Origin of the sequence: Actinoallomurus vinaceus (genome assembly GCF_039542055.1) — a bacterium.
Lineage (GTDB): Bacteria > Actinomycetota > Actinomycetes > Streptosporangiales > Streptosporangiaceae > Actinoallomurus > Actinoallomurus vinaceus.
In genome coordinates this window covers 216,331-231,970 of sequence record NZ_BAABHK010000006.1, presented here as the reverse complement: position 1 = coordinate 231,970, position 15,640 = coordinate 216,331, and the positions used below count along the sequence as shown (strand labels likewise).

13 protein-coding genes are annotated in these 15,640 nt (G+C 71.0%); 8 read left to right on the top strand and 5 right to left on the bottom strand.

The window, feature by feature from the left end; genetic code table 11:
• Positions 1 to 53: 53 nt before the first annotated feature.
• The 3 genes from ABEA24_RS22730 to ABEA24_RS22720 all read right to left on the bottom strand — a co-directional run bounded on the left by ABEA24_RS22730 (position 54) and on the right by ABEA24_RS22720 (position 3,653).
• Entirely contained in the window at positions 54 to 1,430 is a 1,377-nt protein-coding gene (locus tag ABEA24_RS22730) for an FG-GAP repeat protein (RefSeq protein ID WP_345432999.1), read from the bottom strand.
• Positions 1,431 to 1,533: 103 nt separating this feature from the next.
• On the bottom strand, positions 1,534 to 2,736 hold the full coding sequence (locus ABEA24_RS22725; RefSeq protein WP_345432998.1) for a L,D-transpeptidase: 1,203 nt from the start codon (positions 2,734 to 2,736) through the stop codon (positions 1,534 to 1,536).
• Positions 2,737 to 2,924: 188 nt separating this feature from the next.
• Positions 2,925 to 3,653, bottom strand: coding sequence for an iron-containing redox enzyme family protein (locus ABEA24_RS22720; protein ID WP_345432997.1), 729 nt, complete (start codon positions 3,651 to 3,653; stop codon positions 2,925 to 2,927).
• Positions 3,654 to 3,833: 180 nt separating this feature from the next.
• On the opposite strand from ABEA24_RS22720, the gene ABEA24_RS22715 reads away from it, so the two are divergent.
• Positions 3,834 to 5,234, top strand: coding sequence for an NAD(P)/FAD-dependent oxidoreductase (locus ABEA24_RS22715; protein ID WP_345432996.1), 1,401 nt, complete (start codon positions 3,834 to 3,836; stop codon positions 5,232 to 5,234).
• Positions 5,235 to 5,268: 34 nt separating this feature from the next.
• Here ABEA24_RS22715 and ABEA24_RS22710 read toward each other — a convergent pair whose 3' ends face one another.
• Complete coding sequence (locus tag ABEA24_RS22710; RefSeq protein WP_345432995.1) at positions 5,269 to 7,803, bottom strand: hypothetical protein; 2,535 nt, start codon at positions 7,801 to 7,803, stop codon at positions 5,269 to 5,271.
• Positions 7,804 to 8,640: 837 nt separating this feature from the next.
• On the opposite strand from ABEA24_RS22710, the gene ABEA24_RS22705 reads away from it, so the two are divergent.
• Positions 8,641 to 9,240, top strand: coding sequence for an RNA polymerase sigma factor (locus ABEA24_RS22705; protein ID WP_345432994.1), 600 nt, complete (start codon positions 8,641 to 8,643; stop codon positions 9,238 to 9,240).
• Positions 9,233 to 10,258 carry a CU044_5270 family protein gene (locus tag ABEA24_RS22700; protein ID WP_345432993.1) on the top strand — a complete coding sequence of 342 codons (1,026 nt, stop codon included), beginning with the start codon at positions 9,233 to 9,235 and terminating at the stop codon, positions 10,256 to 10,258. Before ABEA24_RS22705 ends, ABEA24_RS22700 begins: the two co-directional genes overlap by 8 nt.
• A gap of 60 nt (positions 10,259 to 10,318) precedes the next feature.
• Here the strand turns inward: ABEA24_RS22700 and aceE are convergent, their stop codons facing one another.
• Positions 10,319 to 13,105 (bottom strand): pyruvate dehydrogenase (acetyl-transferring), homodimeric type, encoded by a 2,787-nt coding sequence (aceE, locus tag ABEA24_RS22695; protein ID WP_345432992.1) that lies wholly within the window; start codon positions 13,103 to 13,105, stop codon positions 10,319 to 10,321.
• Positions 13,106 to 13,307: 202 nt separating this feature from the next.
• Here aceE and ABEA24_RS22690 point away from each other — a divergent pair, with 202 nt between their 5' ends.
• The 5 genes from ABEA24_RS22690 (at position 13,308) to ABEA24_RS22670 (ending at position 15,483) form a co-directional block, all read left to right on the top strand.
• Entirely contained in the window at positions 13,308 to 13,493 is a 186-nt protein-coding gene (locus tag ABEA24_RS22690; RefSeq protein WP_345432991.1) for a DUF1918 domain-containing protein, read from the top strand.
• 10 nt (positions 13,494 to 13,503) lie between these two features.
• The gene (locus ABEA24_RS22685; protein ID WP_345432990.1) at positions 13,504 to 13,917 is read left to right on the top strand and encodes a secondary thiamine-phosphate synthase enzyme YjbQ; all 414 of its coding nucleotides are present in this window, start codon (positions 13,504 to 13,506) and stop codon (positions 13,915 to 13,917) included.
• A gap of 156 nt (positions 13,918 to 14,073) precedes the next feature.
• Entirely contained in the window at positions 14,074 to 14,496 is a 423-nt protein-coding gene (locus tag ABEA24_RS22680; protein ID WP_345432989.1) for a DUF3052 domain-containing protein, read from the top strand.
• 145 nt (positions 14,497 to 14,641) lie between these two features.
• Complete coding sequence (locus ABEA24_RS22675) at positions 14,642 to 15,103, top strand: peroxiredoxin (protein WP_345432988.1); 462 nt, start codon at positions 14,642 to 14,644, stop codon at positions 15,101 to 15,103.
• 53 nt (positions 15,104 to 15,156) lie between these two features.
• Complete coding sequence (locus ABEA24_RS22670; RefSeq protein ID WP_345432986.1) at positions 15,157 to 15,483, top strand: hypothetical protein; 327 nt, start codon at positions 15,157 to 15,159, stop codon at positions 15,481 to 15,483.
• Positions 15,484 to 15,640 lie beyond the last annotated feature (157 nt).

Genomic DNA, 15,640 nt, shown 5'->3' with positions numbered 1-15,640 from the left:
GCCGGCAGGAGTCGGCCTGAGCGAGCGAAGAGCCCGGCGGCAGGGCGCGCGGCTCAGGAGATCGCGTAGCCGAGCAGCTCGCCCGCCGTGCCCGCCTGCACGGTCGTCTTGCGGGAACCGTGCACCAGGAAGACCGTGCCGCCGAACCCGGAGGCTCCGGGTGCGCCGATGAGCAGGTCCCGTCCCCGAATGGCCAGGGTCCAGCCGAACTGCGGCGTGCCGCCGACGGGAGAGGTGATGAGGGCGCCCCGCGCCAGGCCGCTCCGATGATGGCCGTTCAGTACCTGGACGGTACCGGCACCCGGTGCCCCGGCGGCGAGGTCGGCGGTGCCGTCGCCGTTCAGGTCCGCGGCCGCCAGCGCGGATCCGAGCCGGTCCGCGGGGCCGGTCTTGCGGAGGTTCCAGACCTCGTCTTCGCCGCCGGACCCGTACAGCACGTGCACGGCGCCCTGGGCGAAGTTGTCCGGCATCTTCGTATCGTCCTCGCCCGGCACTCCGACGGCGAGATCGTCGGTGCCGTCGTGGTCGAAGTCGCCGGCGGCGAGGGCCGCGCCGAACTCGTCATAGCGCTCGGGGACGCCCCGTACGCCCTTGCTGGCCTCGGTGATCCGCCGGGATCGGTGCGCGGCCGGGTCGAGGACGGTCACCGCGCCCGACGCCTCGGTGCCGTCACCCGGCGCGCCCACGGCGATCTGGGGGTGCCTGCCACGGCCGAAGGCACCGAAGGCGCCGATCGCCAGGGCCTCGCCGAACCCGTCGGTCTGGCTCGAGCGCTGACCCACCCAGGAGGTGTGCTGGGTGATCAGCTTGGCGGTGCGGAGACCGCGGGTGAACACGCCGACTCCGCCGCCTCCCGCGAGACCGGGCATGCCGACCACGAGGTCGTCCTTGCCGTCATGGTCGAGGTCCCCGGCGGCGAGGGCGGCGCCGAACCGGTCGCTCGCGGGCGTGCGTCCGAGGTTCCGCACGCTCAGGGTGACCTGCGGCCGCAGCCCGCCGGGCGAGCCGAAGTAGACCGTGACGGTGCCCGTGCCGTCGGCACCCGGGCGCGTACGGCCCTGGTCGGAGGCCGCGACCGCCAGGTCTGCGCAGTGGTCGCCGTTGAAGTCGCCCGTGGCGAGCGTGCCGCCGAACCCCGCGCCGGCCTGCGCCTGCTGGGGTGACAGCCAGGCGGACCGGCCGCCGTAGCGGACGGCGACCGCGCCGGCTCTGCGGCGGCCACCGCTGGTCGCGTACGGGGCGCCGATGGCCAGGTCGCGTACGCCGTCTCCGTCGAAGTCCGGGGCGGCTCCCGCGCGGCAGCGCCGCGCCGGCTCGAACGCCGCGCCGAGGACCGGGATGCCCGGGTGTACCCGCGGCGCCGTGACCGCGGCCGAGACACAGGTCGGCAGGAGGACGACGGCGACCACGCTGAGGCGTGTGATGCTCACCCCCGCAACGTGCCCGCGCGGTGGAACCGCCGCCTTCCTGGAAAATGACCATTCGCTGACTTCTGTCGGTCGATGCGGCGTCAAGGGCCAGTGGGTCGGTGCGTCAGCGGTGCAGGGCGCTGCCCTTGAGCCACTTCTTCCACGGCATCTGGTAGAACGACCAGCCGTTGTCCGGTTCGACCTGCCGGTCCGTCCCGGTGGCGATCACGGGGTCGCCCGGCTGGGAGTGCTTGTAGTACCAGATCGCGTCGCTCCTCGGCTGGCGGATGCAGCCGTGGCTGCAGTTGCGGTTGCCGAGGCAGTCCTCATCGCCCGGCGTCTCGTGGAGGTACTCACCGGCGTTCGAGACGCGGACCGCGTAGTGGATCAGCTCGTGGTAGTAGCCGGCGTCGCCGGGGCTGCGGCCGGGCGAGGTCATCATGACGTCCTCGTCCTTCTCCATGTTCAGGTGGATGCCGCTGGTCGTGGTGTACTCCTGGGTCTCCCCGTTGCCCGCGCTGATCGGGATGGTGCGCACCGGACGGCCGTCCCACTCGACGCGCATGTGGTGCCTCTTGATGTCGAGGTGGGAGACCTGCGCCTTGCCGATCCGGTAGCTACGGGTGAAGTCCTTGGCGCCGTAGCCCCCTTCCTTGCCCAGGGGCACCCCCGTGAGATGGGCGACGAGCCGGACCGTCTGGTGGGCCGGCCAGAACATCTTGGGCCGGTAGACGACCTGCTTGCCGTCGTCGAACCAGTGCCACCCGCCCTCGACCGGCTTGTCGGCGATCACCTCGAGCGACCTCTCGACCGCCGCGCGGTCGGTGATCGCCTTGTCGAAGTTGAGGATGATGGGGAGCCCGACGCCGTAGGTTTCGTGTCGCCGTTCCTCCAGGACGGGGTCCTGGGAGACGGAGACGGTGCTGGGCGTACCCGTGGTGCGGAAGCGGCTCACGGCCATGGCCGCGCGGCCGTCGGTGTTCCGCGCCACGGCACGGACGGTGATGTCCGCCGCGGGGTCGAGCGCCCAGCGGGATCGCCACTCCGTACGGTCCCGGTTGAGGTCGCCCTCGATCATTCTGCGGCCGCTCTCGAGCACGACGCCTTCGAGGCGGCCGCCTGCGGCGCGGACGATGACGGGCTCGTCCGGCCGTACGGCGGTGGCGCCGCGGGCCGGTGTGATCACCACGCGGGCGGGCGCCGCCTCGATGTTGACCTTGTGGGCGCTCTCCGCCGCCGTCTCCCCGCCGCCACAGCCCGCGGCCATCAGCGCGGTGCCCGTGAGCGCGGTGAGCGCCAGCGGCACCCGAATGGCATTGACGTGCATCTGCTGCCCTTCTCGCGGCCCATCCGACAGGAAAAGATGATCGACTACGAGATACCCAGCGGAGATGGCGAGAATGCAGCCGACTTCGGCCGCCACCGGCCGCCCAAGAAGGGAAAATGCACGTCACTGCCGCTTCCGAGCAGCGAACAACGCCGGAGACTTGTGGGCTTTTTACCCTTTGAAGTCCTTCATTGCCGTGTATCAACCACCATTGCCCGATTTTCGTAACTTGCCGCGAACCCCCGGCTGAACAGTTCCAGCGACCGGCGGACGGCCGATTCGACCTTCGCCCGCCCACCCTCGTCGCGGACGGTCAGTTTGATCAATTCGAACGCCTCCCGGGGGTGGGCGTCGTCGTACTCCGCGTGCTCGACGAGCCAGCGAACGGCCTGTTCGTCGTCGCCGTACCGCTCCCGGAAGGCGGGCAGGACCAGACGTGTCCACTCCCCCGTCGTGCCCTCGATCGCGTAGTTCACCGCGCCGAACGCCTCGGCCAGCGTGCCTCGATAGCAGACGGACCACAGGTAGTCGTACAGCGCGCCGACCTCCGGGCAGGGCCGGTGCGAGACGAGCTCCTCGAACCCGATGCCGTGCGCGGCGGCCCAGTCGGCGTACCACTGGGCGTGCAGCGCCTCGGTCCGGATGTTGCCGATCAGCCAGTCGCGGGCGAGGTGGTCGCCCGACGTCTGGCCGAAAGTGGTCTTGGCCAGATAGACGCCCATGTACTTCGGGAATGCCTCAACGATGCAGAAGAAATCGAGGAGGATCCGCCGCCACGCCTCATCGGGGAACGGTCCATGAGCCGTCTCGGTGAAGATCGCCGCCTTGAGCACCGCCGACCAGTCGGGCCGAACCGAATCGACCATGGCCTGCGCCCAGTCCGGATGCGGCGTCTCGGTGAGTTCGTTCTTCACCATACGGTGATGACGGGTCCGCGATGGTGCCTGCGAAAGATGGCCGGTAGTGGTCGCCATGATCGGACTCCTCGCTCGGTTATCCGAGTATCGGCATGTCCTTCACACAGCGTCAATATGCACGTTTCATAGTCTCCGTACCTTTCCCCCCTCCTTCGTCCCCAGCATCACCGGAGGCCGTACGTGAAACGCGAACACGCCGTCGTCGTGGGCGGAAGCATGGCCGGTCTGCTCGCCGCCCGTGTTCTGAGCGCCCACTTCGACCGCGTCACGCTGATCGAGCGCGACCGCTTCCCGGACGAGCCGGTGTTCCGCGCCGGGGTGCCGCAGGCCCGGCACGTGCACGTGCTGTGGAACCGCGGCCGGGAGGTCGTCGAAGTGCTGTTCCCCGGGCTGGAGGACACGTTAGGGATGGCCGGCGCCGTGGTGGTCGGCGTGCCCGCGGACGTCCTCTGGCTGACCTCCGCGGGCTGGCGTCGGCGGTTCGACGGGACGGAGATGCTGTCGTGCAGCCGTCCGCTCCTCGACTGGGCGGTACGACGACGGCTCACGGAAGCGCCCGACGGCGACCGGGCCAAGGTGGACGTCCTCGAAGGCCACCACGTGACCGGTCTCCTCGCCCAGGGCCGCGACGTCGCCGGGGTCGTGCTCGGGTCCGGCGGCGAGCTGCCCGCCGACCTGGTCGTCGACGCCACCGGCCGCGGGTCGCGTGCCCCGTCGTGGCTGGCGGCGCTCGGGTACCCGGCGCCGCCCGAGACCCGGGTCGACCCCCTCCTCGGGTACGCCAGCCGCTATTACGCGATACCGCCCGGCTTCGACGCCGACTGGAAGGCGCTCTACATCCAGGCGGACCCGCCCGCGACCCGGCGCACCGGCGGCCTGTTCCCCCTGGAGGGCGGCCGCTGGCTGTGCAGCCTGTCGGGTGCGGGACGCGACTACGGCCCGACCGGCGAGGACGCCTTCCTGGAGTTCGCCAAGGGACTTCGCAGCCCCGTCCTGTACGAGGCCATCCGCGACGCCGAACCGCTCACGCCGATCACCGCCTTCCGCCGCACGGCCAACCACCGGCGGCACTACGAGCGCCTGCGCGCCTGGCCCCGAGGGTTCGTCGTCACCGGCGACGCGGCGTGCGCGTTCAACCCGATCTACGGCCAGGGGATGAGCGTGGCGGCCGTCGCGGCCCTGGCCCTCGACCGCTGCCTGCGCGAACCCGGCCCCGGCTTCGAACGACGCTTCCAGCGCGGCGTCGCCCGCAGCGCCGCCGGAGCGTGGCTCGTCGCCACCGGCGAGGACCTGCGGTACCGGGAGACCGAGGCCGCACACGTCCGGCTGCGCACCCGCGTCATCAACGCGTACGTCGACGAGGTCGTGGCCACCGCCAACGTCGACCGGCACGTGTGCCGGCGCCTGGTCGACGTGCTGGCGCTCATGGCCGCGCCGACCTCGCTGTTCGCCCCTGCCGTGCTGGCACGCGTCGCCGCCAACCGCGTACGGCGACCCGCCCCCGTCCCCATGCCGGTGCCGTCCCGGCCGCCCCACGACCGGAACGCGGAGACGAGCGGTCGCCCCGGCCGAGACCCGTGATGGGTGCTGGGCCTGGGCACCATCGCCCGGCGGGTCACTCGTCGGGCGGCGGTGGCAAGCGGCGGCGGAACCGGTCGAACCGGCCGGTCGCTTCACCCACATCATGCCCGGGGGGAGGCGGGAACTGCGGGTGCGCCGGGTCGTCCGCCGCACCGGCCCCGGCCGCGTCCGGGGCACCCGATGTGCCCGGACCGCCGGGTGGCCCCGGTCGACCGGGTAGTCCCGGTCCGCCCGGGTCCCCAGGCGACGGCGGCATCCCTCCCGCGTCCGGTGGCACGGGCGGGGCCCCCGCCGGGCCTCGTGGCGGAAGTGCCGTGCCGCCGAACGCCGAGGGCGCGGTGCCTCCCGGGATGGGCGAGGACGGTACGGGTCCCGGGAACGGCGGCGGAGGCGGTGGTACCGGGCCCTGGCCGAACGGCGTCGGGGCCGGTCCGCGCGAATCGGCCGACGGCCCGGACTGGACGCGGGGGTCGTGCGAGGGCTGAGCGTGCCCGCCCTGGTCGACCGGCGGCTGAGGAGACCCGCCGGGGTGGACCGGCGGCTGAGCTGGTCCCCGCGGATCGGCCGACGGGCGCCCGAACCCGCCAGGATCACCGAAAGGCTGCGCGGACCCGCCGAGGTCGGCCGGCGGCTGAGCTGGTCCCCGCGGATCGGTCGACGAACGCCCGGGCCCGCCAGGATCACCGAAAGGCTGCCCAGCCCCACGGGGATCCGCCGACGACTGAACAGATCCTCTCGCGTCGGTCGACGGGCGGCCGAACCCGCCGGCGTCGCCGAAACGCTGCGCAGGCCCACCGGGGTCCGCCGACGGCTGAACAGATCCCCGCGGATCGGCCGACGGGCGGCCGAACCCGCCACCGTCACTGAAAGGCTGCGCAGGCCCACCGAGGTCGGCCGACGGCTGAGCAGGTATCCGCGGATCGCCCGGCGGGCGGCCGTTACCGAACGGGTCGGCGAGCGGCTCCGCCGCACCTTGCGGCTGCCCGGCCGACCGATCGTGGGCATGTGCGTCGGCGGGCGGCCGCGCGTGCCGCGACGTGGGCCGCACGTGTCCCGTCGTGAGCTGCTCCAGCCGAGCCTTGGTCTCCTCCGCCTGAGCGTCGGCCTCGTCGGCCCGAGCCTGGGCCTCGCCGGCCCGGGCGTTGGCCGCGTCGACCTCGGCCTTCGCCTTGCCCGCCTGAGCCTTGGCCTCCTCCGCCTCCGCCTTCGCCTTCTCGATCTGGGCCCTGGTCTGCCCAGCCTCGGCCTTCGCCTTGCCCGCCTGAGCCTTGGCCTCCTCCGCCTCCGCCTTCGCCTTGCCCGCCTGGGCCTTGGCCTCCTCCGCCTCGGCCTTGGCGCTGTCGATCTGAGCCTTGGTCTCGTCGGCTTCGGCCCGTGCGGCGTCGCGCTCAGCGAGCATCGTGGCCAGTGCGGCGCGAAGCTGGTCGAGCATCCCGGAACGTTCCTTGGCCTGGAGCTGGTACTGCCCCAGGCGGGTCTGCGCGTCCGCCAGCTCGCGGCGGGCCGACTCGATGTCCGCGGTGAGCCGCTCGCCCTCTTCCAGGCGAGGCCGCGCCGTCGCCAGCTCCTCGCGCGAGGTCCTGAACTCGTCGCGGGACGCCTCCAGGTCGGCCCGTACGGTCTCCAGCTCGCCCCGTACCGTCTCCAGCTCGGAGCGGGCCTCGTCTCGCTCGACGCACGTACGTTCCAGCTCGCCGCGGCTCTCCTCGAGCGCGGCCGCTGCCGCGTCGCGCTCGCCGCTCACCTCGTCGGCGTGCGCGCGAGCCTCCAGAGCCTGCCGATCCGCCGCCGCCCGCGCCTGCTCCGCGGCGGCCCGGGCGTTCTGGGCGAGCTCGGCCGTGGTGCGCATCTTGTCCAGTTCGGACTCGGCGGCGCGGAGCCGGGAGCGCATCTCCTCGATCGCGACGGACCGCTTCTGAAGCTCCTTGGCCTCGGCGAGCTCCCCCCGGTATCGCGCGATCTCGTCGCGGGCCAGGTCCAGCGCGGAGGTCAGCTCCGTCAGCCGCTGCGTGAGACGGTCGCGCTCCTCGCGTACCGCCGTGATCGCCTCGGTCGCCGCCTCCGCCGTCCGTGTGGCCTGCGTGCCGAGGTCTCGGGCGGCGTCCCGTTCGGTACGGGCGGTCTCCAGCTGTGCGGTGAGCTCGACGACCCGGGCCTCAGCCCGGTCCACGCGGTGCCGTACGTCGCCGAGCTGGGCGAGGACCTGTTCGGCCTCCAGCCGGGCCGCCTCCCGGTCGCGCTGGGCGTCGGCGATGCCCGCGGCCGCCTCCGCTCTGGCCTCCGCGATCCGCCGCTCGACCCCCGCGACGCTCAGGTCCGCCGTCAGGGACATCGCCAGGAGCTCGGCGACGTCCTCCAGCCGTTCGACCATGTCCCAGGTACGTGCGACCTGTCCGGAGAGGCCCGGGGAGTCCTGGTCGCGGCGGCGCCGGTCGGCAGCCGCGCGGGCGCAGGCGCCGTCGTTGTCGAGGCAGTAGCGTACGGCGGGCCCCTCCTCACCCGGCTGGGCGATCGGGCGTCCGCAGTAGGCGCAGGGCCGTGTCACGGCGTCGTCACCGACGGGCGGCATGGACGGGCTCTCCCCCGGCCTTGGACCGTTCTCCGCGGACCTCTGCGGCGCTCCCGGCTCCGCGGAATCCTCCTCGGGTGCCTCCTCCAGCGGAGCCTGCGGAGGAGCTTCAGGGGAGCCTCCGTCCGGGCCACCCTCCGTTCGGGAAGCAGCCGGCCCTTCGGCCGCGTCCGCGTCGGCCGGGGAAGGTGAGGCCGTATCCGAAGGCCGGGCCGTCTCAGAAGACGCACCCGTGCCCGAAGGCGACGCCGTGCCGGAAGGCCCTGCGGCCCCGGAAGGCGGGGCAGGCTCGCGAGCATCGGCCGCACCGGGCGAGGCGGCGGGGTCGGACGCGTCATCGCCGGACGGCGAGGCGGCATTCGACTCGGGCACGTTGTCGTCCGTCGGGCCGGACACGCTCATCCCCCTTGCGATCCGTAATCGGGATGATCTCCACTGTCAGCTCGAAGACCGTATCCCGCTTCGTCCCCTCTGTGGAACGCAACGGCGAGGTTCGGTGCCCGGACATTCAAAAGGGCCCGGCAGCGGCGGCGTGCCGGGCCCTTCTGTCCCCACTTGGCGGCCTGGAGGCGCGGACTCAGGCGATGTGAAGAGGCGGGATCACGATGGATCCTTGACGGGTCGTCCGTATCTCCAGGTACTCGTGACCGTAACTCCGTGAGTCGACGCCGAGGAAGCCGTGGACCGTTTACACAAATTCACAACCTCTGTTCCCGCGCGGGCGCAACTCTCCGACCACGGACGCGCATGGACGCCGTGAAGAAGATCTTGGCGTGCGACTGAGTACGGGTGACCGCCGAACGCCTCGGAAAGGCCCGACATGAGAAGGAGCCACGGATGACCGCCCCACCCGGCGTCGTCGACTCGCAGGGCGACGACGCCGCGGTGATCGAGCGGTCGTGGCATGAGCCCGATCGATTCAGAGTGATCTACGACAGGTACTTCCCGGAGATCTACCGGTACGTGGCCGGGCGGCTCGGTCGCGACGTCGCCGACGACGTCGCGGCGGAGACGTTCCTCGCCGCGTTCCGCAAGCGCGACCGCTTCGACCCCGCGCGCGGCGCCGTACGCCCCTGGCTGTTCGGCATCGCGACCAACCTGGTCGGGCAGTACCGGCGCGATGAGAGCCGTCGCTACGCGGCGCTGGCCCGTCTGGGCGGTGACCTTCCGGGCGGTGAACACGATGAGCGCGTCGCCGCCCGTGTCACCGCGGAGGGCATTCGGCCGCAGCTCGCCCGGGCTCTCGCGGCTCTGCCGGAGGGGGACCGCGACGCGCTGCTCCTCGTCGCGCTGGGCGGCCTCGGCTACGAGGAGGTCGCGCAGGCGCTGGAGATCCCCTCGGGAACGGTCGGATCACGGCTGAGCAGGGTTCGAAGGAAGCTACGGGAGGCACTGGGCGGGACCGATCCCACGTCTACGGAGGAGTCCCATGGATGACATTCGAAGGGTCACCGAGCTGCTCGACGAGGGCGGCCCGTCGCCGACGGTGGCGGCGACGGGCCGGCAGCGGCTGGACGAGCTGATCGCCCAGGCGCCGACCGCCGGCCGGCCCCGTGCGGGCGAGTCGATCGCCCAGGAGCCGGCCGGGAGCCGGCTGCGGGAGGTTCCGAGCACCCGGGCGCGGGTGCCGAGAACATCGTCGCCGCGCCGGCGGTGGAGTCGCTGGGCGCTGCCGGGGATCGGGCTGGTGGCCGCAGGGGCCGCCGCCGCGATCGCACTGACGGTCACGGCGACTCCTCCGGCCCGTCCACAGCGCCCTGCCCCGTCGGAGACGGCCCAACGGCTGTCCGGCCGGGAGGTGCTGCTGGCCGCCGCATCGAGTGCGGAGACCGCGCCGGCGACGACCGGAAGGTACTGGCACATCCGGTGGGTCCACGCCATCACGGTCGAGAACGCGTCGCCCGTGGGGAACGTGTTCGAGACCTGGGCGGCCAAGGACGGCTGGTGGTACATGGGCACCGCCACGCTGGACGGCCGCGGGCTGGGGTTGGACAAGGAGAAGCACAAGAACGGCGCGTCCTTCGAGCTGGAAGACCGCATGCTGTCCTTCGACCGGCTCCAGCGGCTGCCGACCGACGCACGACGGCTCACGGCCTGGACGCGCACGTTCTCCCGTGGGCTCAATGCGAGCTGGCGGCCGAAGGACGTGGAGTACTCGGTCACCAGCACGCTGAGCGCGCTGCTTTACGCGGTCCCCGTCTCTCCCAAGGTGCGGGCGGCCGCCTTCCGAGCGCTCGCGCAGCGGCCCGGGGTGACGACCGGCGGCCGGGCCAAGGACGTCCGGGGACGCGTGGGGCAGGCGGTCACGATCGGGCCCGTGCGCCTGATCATCGATCCGAAGACCGCCTTCGTCCTGCAGGAGACCACGGGGACGGTGGACGGCACCAAGGCGTCGTCGACTCTCTACTACGAAGTCGGCTGGACCAACGGGAAACCCCACGTGCCGGCCGCCTGATCGGCCGACGGCCGGGGCGCCCCGGAAGGAGGCGCCCCGGTCGTCTTCGGGTCCGGTGTCTCAGCCGACGCTCATGGTGTCGGTCGAGCTCTCCGGCGGGGCGCTGTCGGCGCCGACGACGACCTCGGCGCCCTCGCCGAGCTGGTAGCGCTCGATCGCCTTCTGCAGGACCTCCTGCTTGATCTCACCGCGCCGGGCCAGCCGGGTCAGCACCGCGAGGGTGATGGAGGCGGCGTCGACGTGGAAGAAGCGGCGGGCGGCGGCCCGGGTGTCGGAGAACCCGAACCCGTCGGTGCCGAGCGAGGACCAGTCGCCCGGGACCCACGGCGCGATCTGGTCGGGAACGGCCCGCATGAAGTCGCTGACGGCGACGACCGGGCCGGGCTGCCCGTCCAGCGTGCGAGTGACGTACGGGACGCGCTGGTCTCCGTCGGGGTGCAACAGGTTCCACTCGTCGCAGGTGATGGCCTCGCGGCGCAGCTCCGTCCAGGAGGTGGCGGACCAGACGTCGGCGGCCACGCCCCACTCCTCGGCGAGCATCCGCTGGGCCTCCAGGGCCCACCGGATCCCGACGCCGGAGGCGAGGATCTGCGCGCCCGGCGCCTCGCCCTCGACCTGCGGGGCCTCGGCGTAGCGGTACAGGCCCTTGAGCAGGCCGCCGACGTCGAGGTCGGCCGGCTCGGCGGGCTGCTGGTACGGCTCGTTGTAGACGGTGAGGTAGTAGAAGACGTCCTCGCCGTGCGGGTGCTCCTCGCTGGAGCCGTACATGCGGCGCAGCGCGTCCTTGATGATGTGGGACAGCTCGAACGCCCACGCCGGGTCGTAGTAGACGCATGCCGGGTTGGTCGCGGCCAGCAGCGGCGAGTGGCCGTCGTTGTGCTGCAGCCCCTCGCCGGTGAGCGTCGTACGGCCGGCGGTCGCGCCGAGCAGGAAGCCGCGGGTCATCTGGTCGGCCATCGCCCAGATGCTGTCGCCGGTCCGCTGGAACCCGAACATCGAGTAGAAGATGTAGACCGGGATCATGTGCTCGCCGTGCGTGGCGTACGCCGTGCCCGCCGCGATCGCCGAGCCGACGGCGCCGGCCTCGCTGATGCCCTCGTGCAGCATCTGGCCCTGCTCGGACTCCTTGTACGACAGCAGCAGCTTGCGGTCGACCGCCTCGTACGTCTGCCCGTGCGGCGAGTAGATCTTCGCGGAGGGGAAGAGCGAGTCCATGCCGAACGTGCGGTACTCGTCCGGGGCGATCGGCACGAACCGGGCGCCGATGTTCTCGTCCTTGATCAGGTCCTTGAGGAGCCGGACGAACGCCATCGTCGTCGCGACGTTCTGCTTGCCGGAGCCCTTCTTCAGCTCGGCGTACACCGGGTCGCCGGGCAGCTTGAGGGCCTTGGCCCGTACGGTCCGCTTCGGCAGGTAGCCGCCGAGGGCCATGCGCCGCTCGCGCATGTACTGGATCTCGTCGGAGTCCTCGCCCGGGTGGTAGTACGGCGGCAGGTCCGCCTCGAGCGCCGAGTCGGGGATGTCGAGGTAGAGCCGGTCGCGGAACTCCTTGAGCTCCGCCTTCGTGAGCTTCTTCATCTGGTGGGTGGCGTTGCGGGCCTCGAAGTCCGGCCCGAGCGTCCAGCCCTTGATCGTGTGGGTGAGGATGACCGTCGGCTGGCCGACGTGCTCACGCGCGGCCTTGAACGCGGCGTACAGCTTGCGGTAGTCGTGGCCGCCGCGCGAGAGCTTGCGGATGTCGTCGTCGGACATGTGCTCGACCATCTTGCGCAGCCGAGGGTCGTCACCGAAGAAGTGCTCGCGGATGTACTCGCCGGTCTCGACGGTGTAGGTCTGGAACTGCCCGTCCGGCGTGGTGTTCATCTGGTTGACGAGCACGCCGTCGACGTCCTGGGCCAGCAGCGGGTCCCAGTCGCGACCCCAGATGACCTTGATGACGTTCCATCCGGCGCCGCGGAAGACCGACTCCAGCTCCTGGATGATCTTGCCGTTGCCGCGGACCGGGCCGTCGAGCTGCTGCAGGTTGCAGTTGATGACGAAGGTGAGGTTGTCGAGCTCCTCGCGGGCGGCCAGGCCGATGGCGCCCAGCGACTCCGGCTCGCCCATCTCGCCGTCGCCCAGGAACGCCCACACGTGCGACCGCGAGGTGTCCTTGATCTTCCGGTTGTAGAGGTAACGGTTGAACCGGGCCTGGTAGATCGAGTTGATCGCGGTGAGGCCCATGGACACCGTGGGGAACTCCCAGAAGTCCGGCATCAGCCGCGGGTGCGGGTACGACGAGAGACCGCCCCCCGGGTGGGAGATCTCCTGGCGGAAGCCGTCGAGTTTGTCCTCGGGCAGCCGACCTTCGAGGAACGCCCGGGCGTAGATGCCGGGTGCGGCGTGACCCTGGATGAAGACCTGGTCGCCGGACTCGCCGTGGTCCTTGCCGCGGAAGAAGTGGTTGAACCCGACCTCGTACAGGGACGCCGCCGAGGCGTACGTGGCGATGTGGCCACCGACCGACAACTCCGGGCGATTCGCCCGGGACACCATGATCGCGGCATTCCAGCGGATGTAGGCGCGGATGCGGCGCTCGACGTACTCATCACCGGGGAACCAGGGCTCGCGCTCCGGCGGGATCGTGTTGATGTAGTCCGTGCTGCGCAGGCCGGGCACACCGACCTGCTGCTCTCGGGCCCGCTCCAGCAGCCTCAGCATGAGGTAGCGGGCGCGCGAGCGGCCCTCTGTCTTGATGACCGTGTCGAGCGACTCCAGCCACTCCCGGGTCTCATCGGGGTCGATGTCCGGAAGCTGACTGGGGAGGCCGTCGCTGATGATGGAAAAGCGCTGGCGTCCGGAAGCCACGGGGTCCCCTTCGCTTCGTGCCCACCCAGGTCAGGTGATGGATCGTTGTTGTCCTGACCATCGTCGTACGTCGGGACCGTTAACGCATCTCTACTGTCGGGTAACCGTCCCGATATGGCTTCCCATCGGCCTCGCGTCGTACGAGGCTGTGTGTGGAGAGCCACCGCTGAGGGGATACCCGCGGTCGGGAGGTGAAACGACCATGCACGCGGTCGTAGGCGACCGGCTGCATGTCCACGGCAACACCGTCGGACAGGCGGACCGGACCGGAAAGATCATTGAGGTGCGCGGCGCCACCGGCGAGCCGCCCTATCTCGTCCGTTTCGACGATGGACACACTGGTTTGGTGTACCCCGGACCGGATGCCGTGATCGAACACGACGAGTAGACATGTACGCATGAACACTGAAGTGATAAGCGTGGCCACTGGGAGCAAGGAGGCCGTGCACGACATCACCGGCGAATGCCTCAGATTCCTGCGCGACATCGGGGCGTCCGACGGATTGCTGAGCCTCTTCGTTCCGCACGCGACCGCCGGCATCGCGCTGATAGAGCTGGGATCGGGCAGCGACGAAGATCTCCTGTCCGCGCTCGGCGAAATATTGCCTGCGGACGATCGGTGGATGCATGCGCATGGATCTCGTGGGCATGGCCGCTCTCACGTGATGCCGGCGTTCGTCGCGCCCTACGCCACGATCCCGGTGATCGGCGGGAAACCCGCGCTCGGCACCTGGCAATCGGTGGCTGTGGTGGACCTCAACGTGGACAATGTCGTGCGCAAGGTGCGACTCAGCTTCATCAGCGGTAGTTGAGAGAAGTGGCCGTGTTCGCTCACTTGCGGGTCAGACACTTGCGCATGGGGTGGTCCGCCGTGTGAACTGTCCGGCAATGCCGCACCCGGAAGGGTCGGGCGGTAAAGAACATGGGCATGTTTGACAATCGCGGCCCACAACACAGGGAGGACGTTCGTGAGCGCGACCGCGGGTCAGGCGCAGAGCAGCCTGGCCGAACGGCTCGGCATCAAGCCGAACCAGGTGGTGCAGGAGATCGGCTACGACGCCGACACCGACGAGGAGCTGCGCAGCTCCATCGAGTCGGTCTCGACCAACGAGCTGGTCGACGAGGACTACGACGACGTCGTCGACACCGTGCTGCTGTGGTGGCGCGAGGACGACGGTGATCTGTTCGACGCCTTGTCCGACGCACTGACCACACTGGCGGACGGCGGCCACATCTGGCTGCTCACGCCGAAGGCGGGGCGCGAAGGCCACGTCGAGCCGAGCGACATCCTCGAGGCCGCGCAGACGGCCGGACTGTCGCAGACCAAGAGCATCAGCGCGGCCCAGGAGTGGTCGGGCACGCGCCTGGTGTCGCCCAAGGCACGGCGTTGACCTTTCCCGCCGAGGAGCGGACCGTGCGGGGAGAGGGTTGACCGGCGTGTGAGGCGTTTCATACGTCGGGTCTCCCGCGATCCGCCGTGGCGTGCAGTGGCAGACTGGCGTCCGGCCACAGACTCGGCGAGGAAGGGTTCACGACATGGCGGTTGACGTCGGCGACGCCGCACCGGACTTCGAGCTGAACGACCAGCACGGCACTCCGGTCAGGCTGTCGGACTTCCAGGGGAAGAAGACCGTGGTTCTCGTCTTCTACCCGCTGGCGTTCAGCGGCGTGTGCACGGGCGAACTGTGCGCCATCCGCGACCGGCTGCCCACCCTGGGCGGCGACGACGTGCAGGTCCTCGCCGTGTCGGTCGACTCGATGTTCGCGCACCGGGCCTGGGCCGACCAGGAGAACTACCAGTTCCCCCTGCTGTCGGACTTCTGGCCGCACGGCGACGTGGCGAAGGCCTACGGGATCTTCGACGAGAACAGAGGCGTCGCGACGCGCGGCACCTACATCATCGACAAGACCGGTGTCGTGCGGTGGAAGGTGGAGAACGCCATCCCCGACGCCCGTGACCTCGACGAGTACCGCAAGGCGCTCGCCGACATCTCCTGACCTCCTGTGGCCGGGCCCGTACGGGCCCGGTCCCGGATCCCACCGGAGGCGCCATGCCCTGCTACCGCTGCGGGGCCCGGCAGACGGACCCGGACCACGGCCCCAGCCCCTGGCGACGCGGGGTGCGCGAGGACCGGCAGGTTCTGATCTGCCCCGACTGCCAGAACGGTCTGGACTGGGCCGGCGAGCTCGATCACTGCACGGCGTGCGGGTCGACGACCCTGGTATGCCGCCTCGGCGAGGTCGAGTGCCGTACGTGCGGGCAGGTCCGCGCCGCCGAGCGCACGCCTGAGACACGCGTGTCCGCCGGCGCCCCGGGGTTGTCCGAGGAGGTCGCCGCGGCACTCAGCCGCGTCCTGCGCCGCGGCCCGACGACCTGACCGCCCACGCACCCGGTCCACGACCCGGCGATCCCGACCCGCGGGTCGATGAGCGGCCGTGCCGCGCCACGAACGACAATCCGGGCAAGCTGTGATCAGCGCCCCAGTAACCCACAATTAACTAAATTTCAACCTAACGTATGGCATGATCCTCTCG

Coding starts and splice junctions, on each gene's coding strand:
- ABEA24_RS22705 (WP_345432994.1), top strand. CDS start 8,641: ATGACCGCCCCACCCGGCGTCGTCGACTCGCAGGGCGACGACGCCGCG.
- ABEA24_RS22690 (WP_345432991.1), top strand. CDS start 13,308: ATGCACGCGGTCGTAGGCGACCGGCTGCATGTCCACGGCAACACCGTC.
- ABEA24_RS22700 (WP_345432993.1), top strand. CDS start 9,233: ATGGATGACATTCGAAGGGTCACCGAGCTGCTCGACGAGGGCGGCCCG.
- ABEA24_RS22675 (WP_345432988.1), top strand. CDS start 14,642: ATGGCGGTTGACGTCGGCGACGCCGCACCGGACTTCGAGCTGAACGAC.
- ABEA24_RS22685 (WP_345432990.1), top strand. CDS start 13,504: ATGAACACTGAAGTGATAAGCGTGGCCACTGGGAGCAAGGAGGCCGTG.
- ABEA24_RS22710 (WP_345432995.1), bottom strand. CDS start 7,803: ATGCCGCCCGTCGGTGACGACGCCGTGACACGGCCCTGCGCCTACTGC.
- ABEA24_RS22725 (WP_345432998.1), bottom strand. CDS start 2,736: ATGCACGTCAATGCCATTCGGGTGCCGCTGGCGCTCACCGCGCTCACG.
- ABEA24_RS22720 (WP_345432997.1), bottom strand. CDS start 3,653: ATGGTGAAGAACGAACTCACCGAGACGCCGCATCCGGACTGGGCGCAG.
- ABEA24_RS22670 (WP_345432986.1), top strand. CDS start 15,157: ATGCCCTGCTACCGCTGCGGGGCCCGGCAGACGGACCCGGACCACGGC.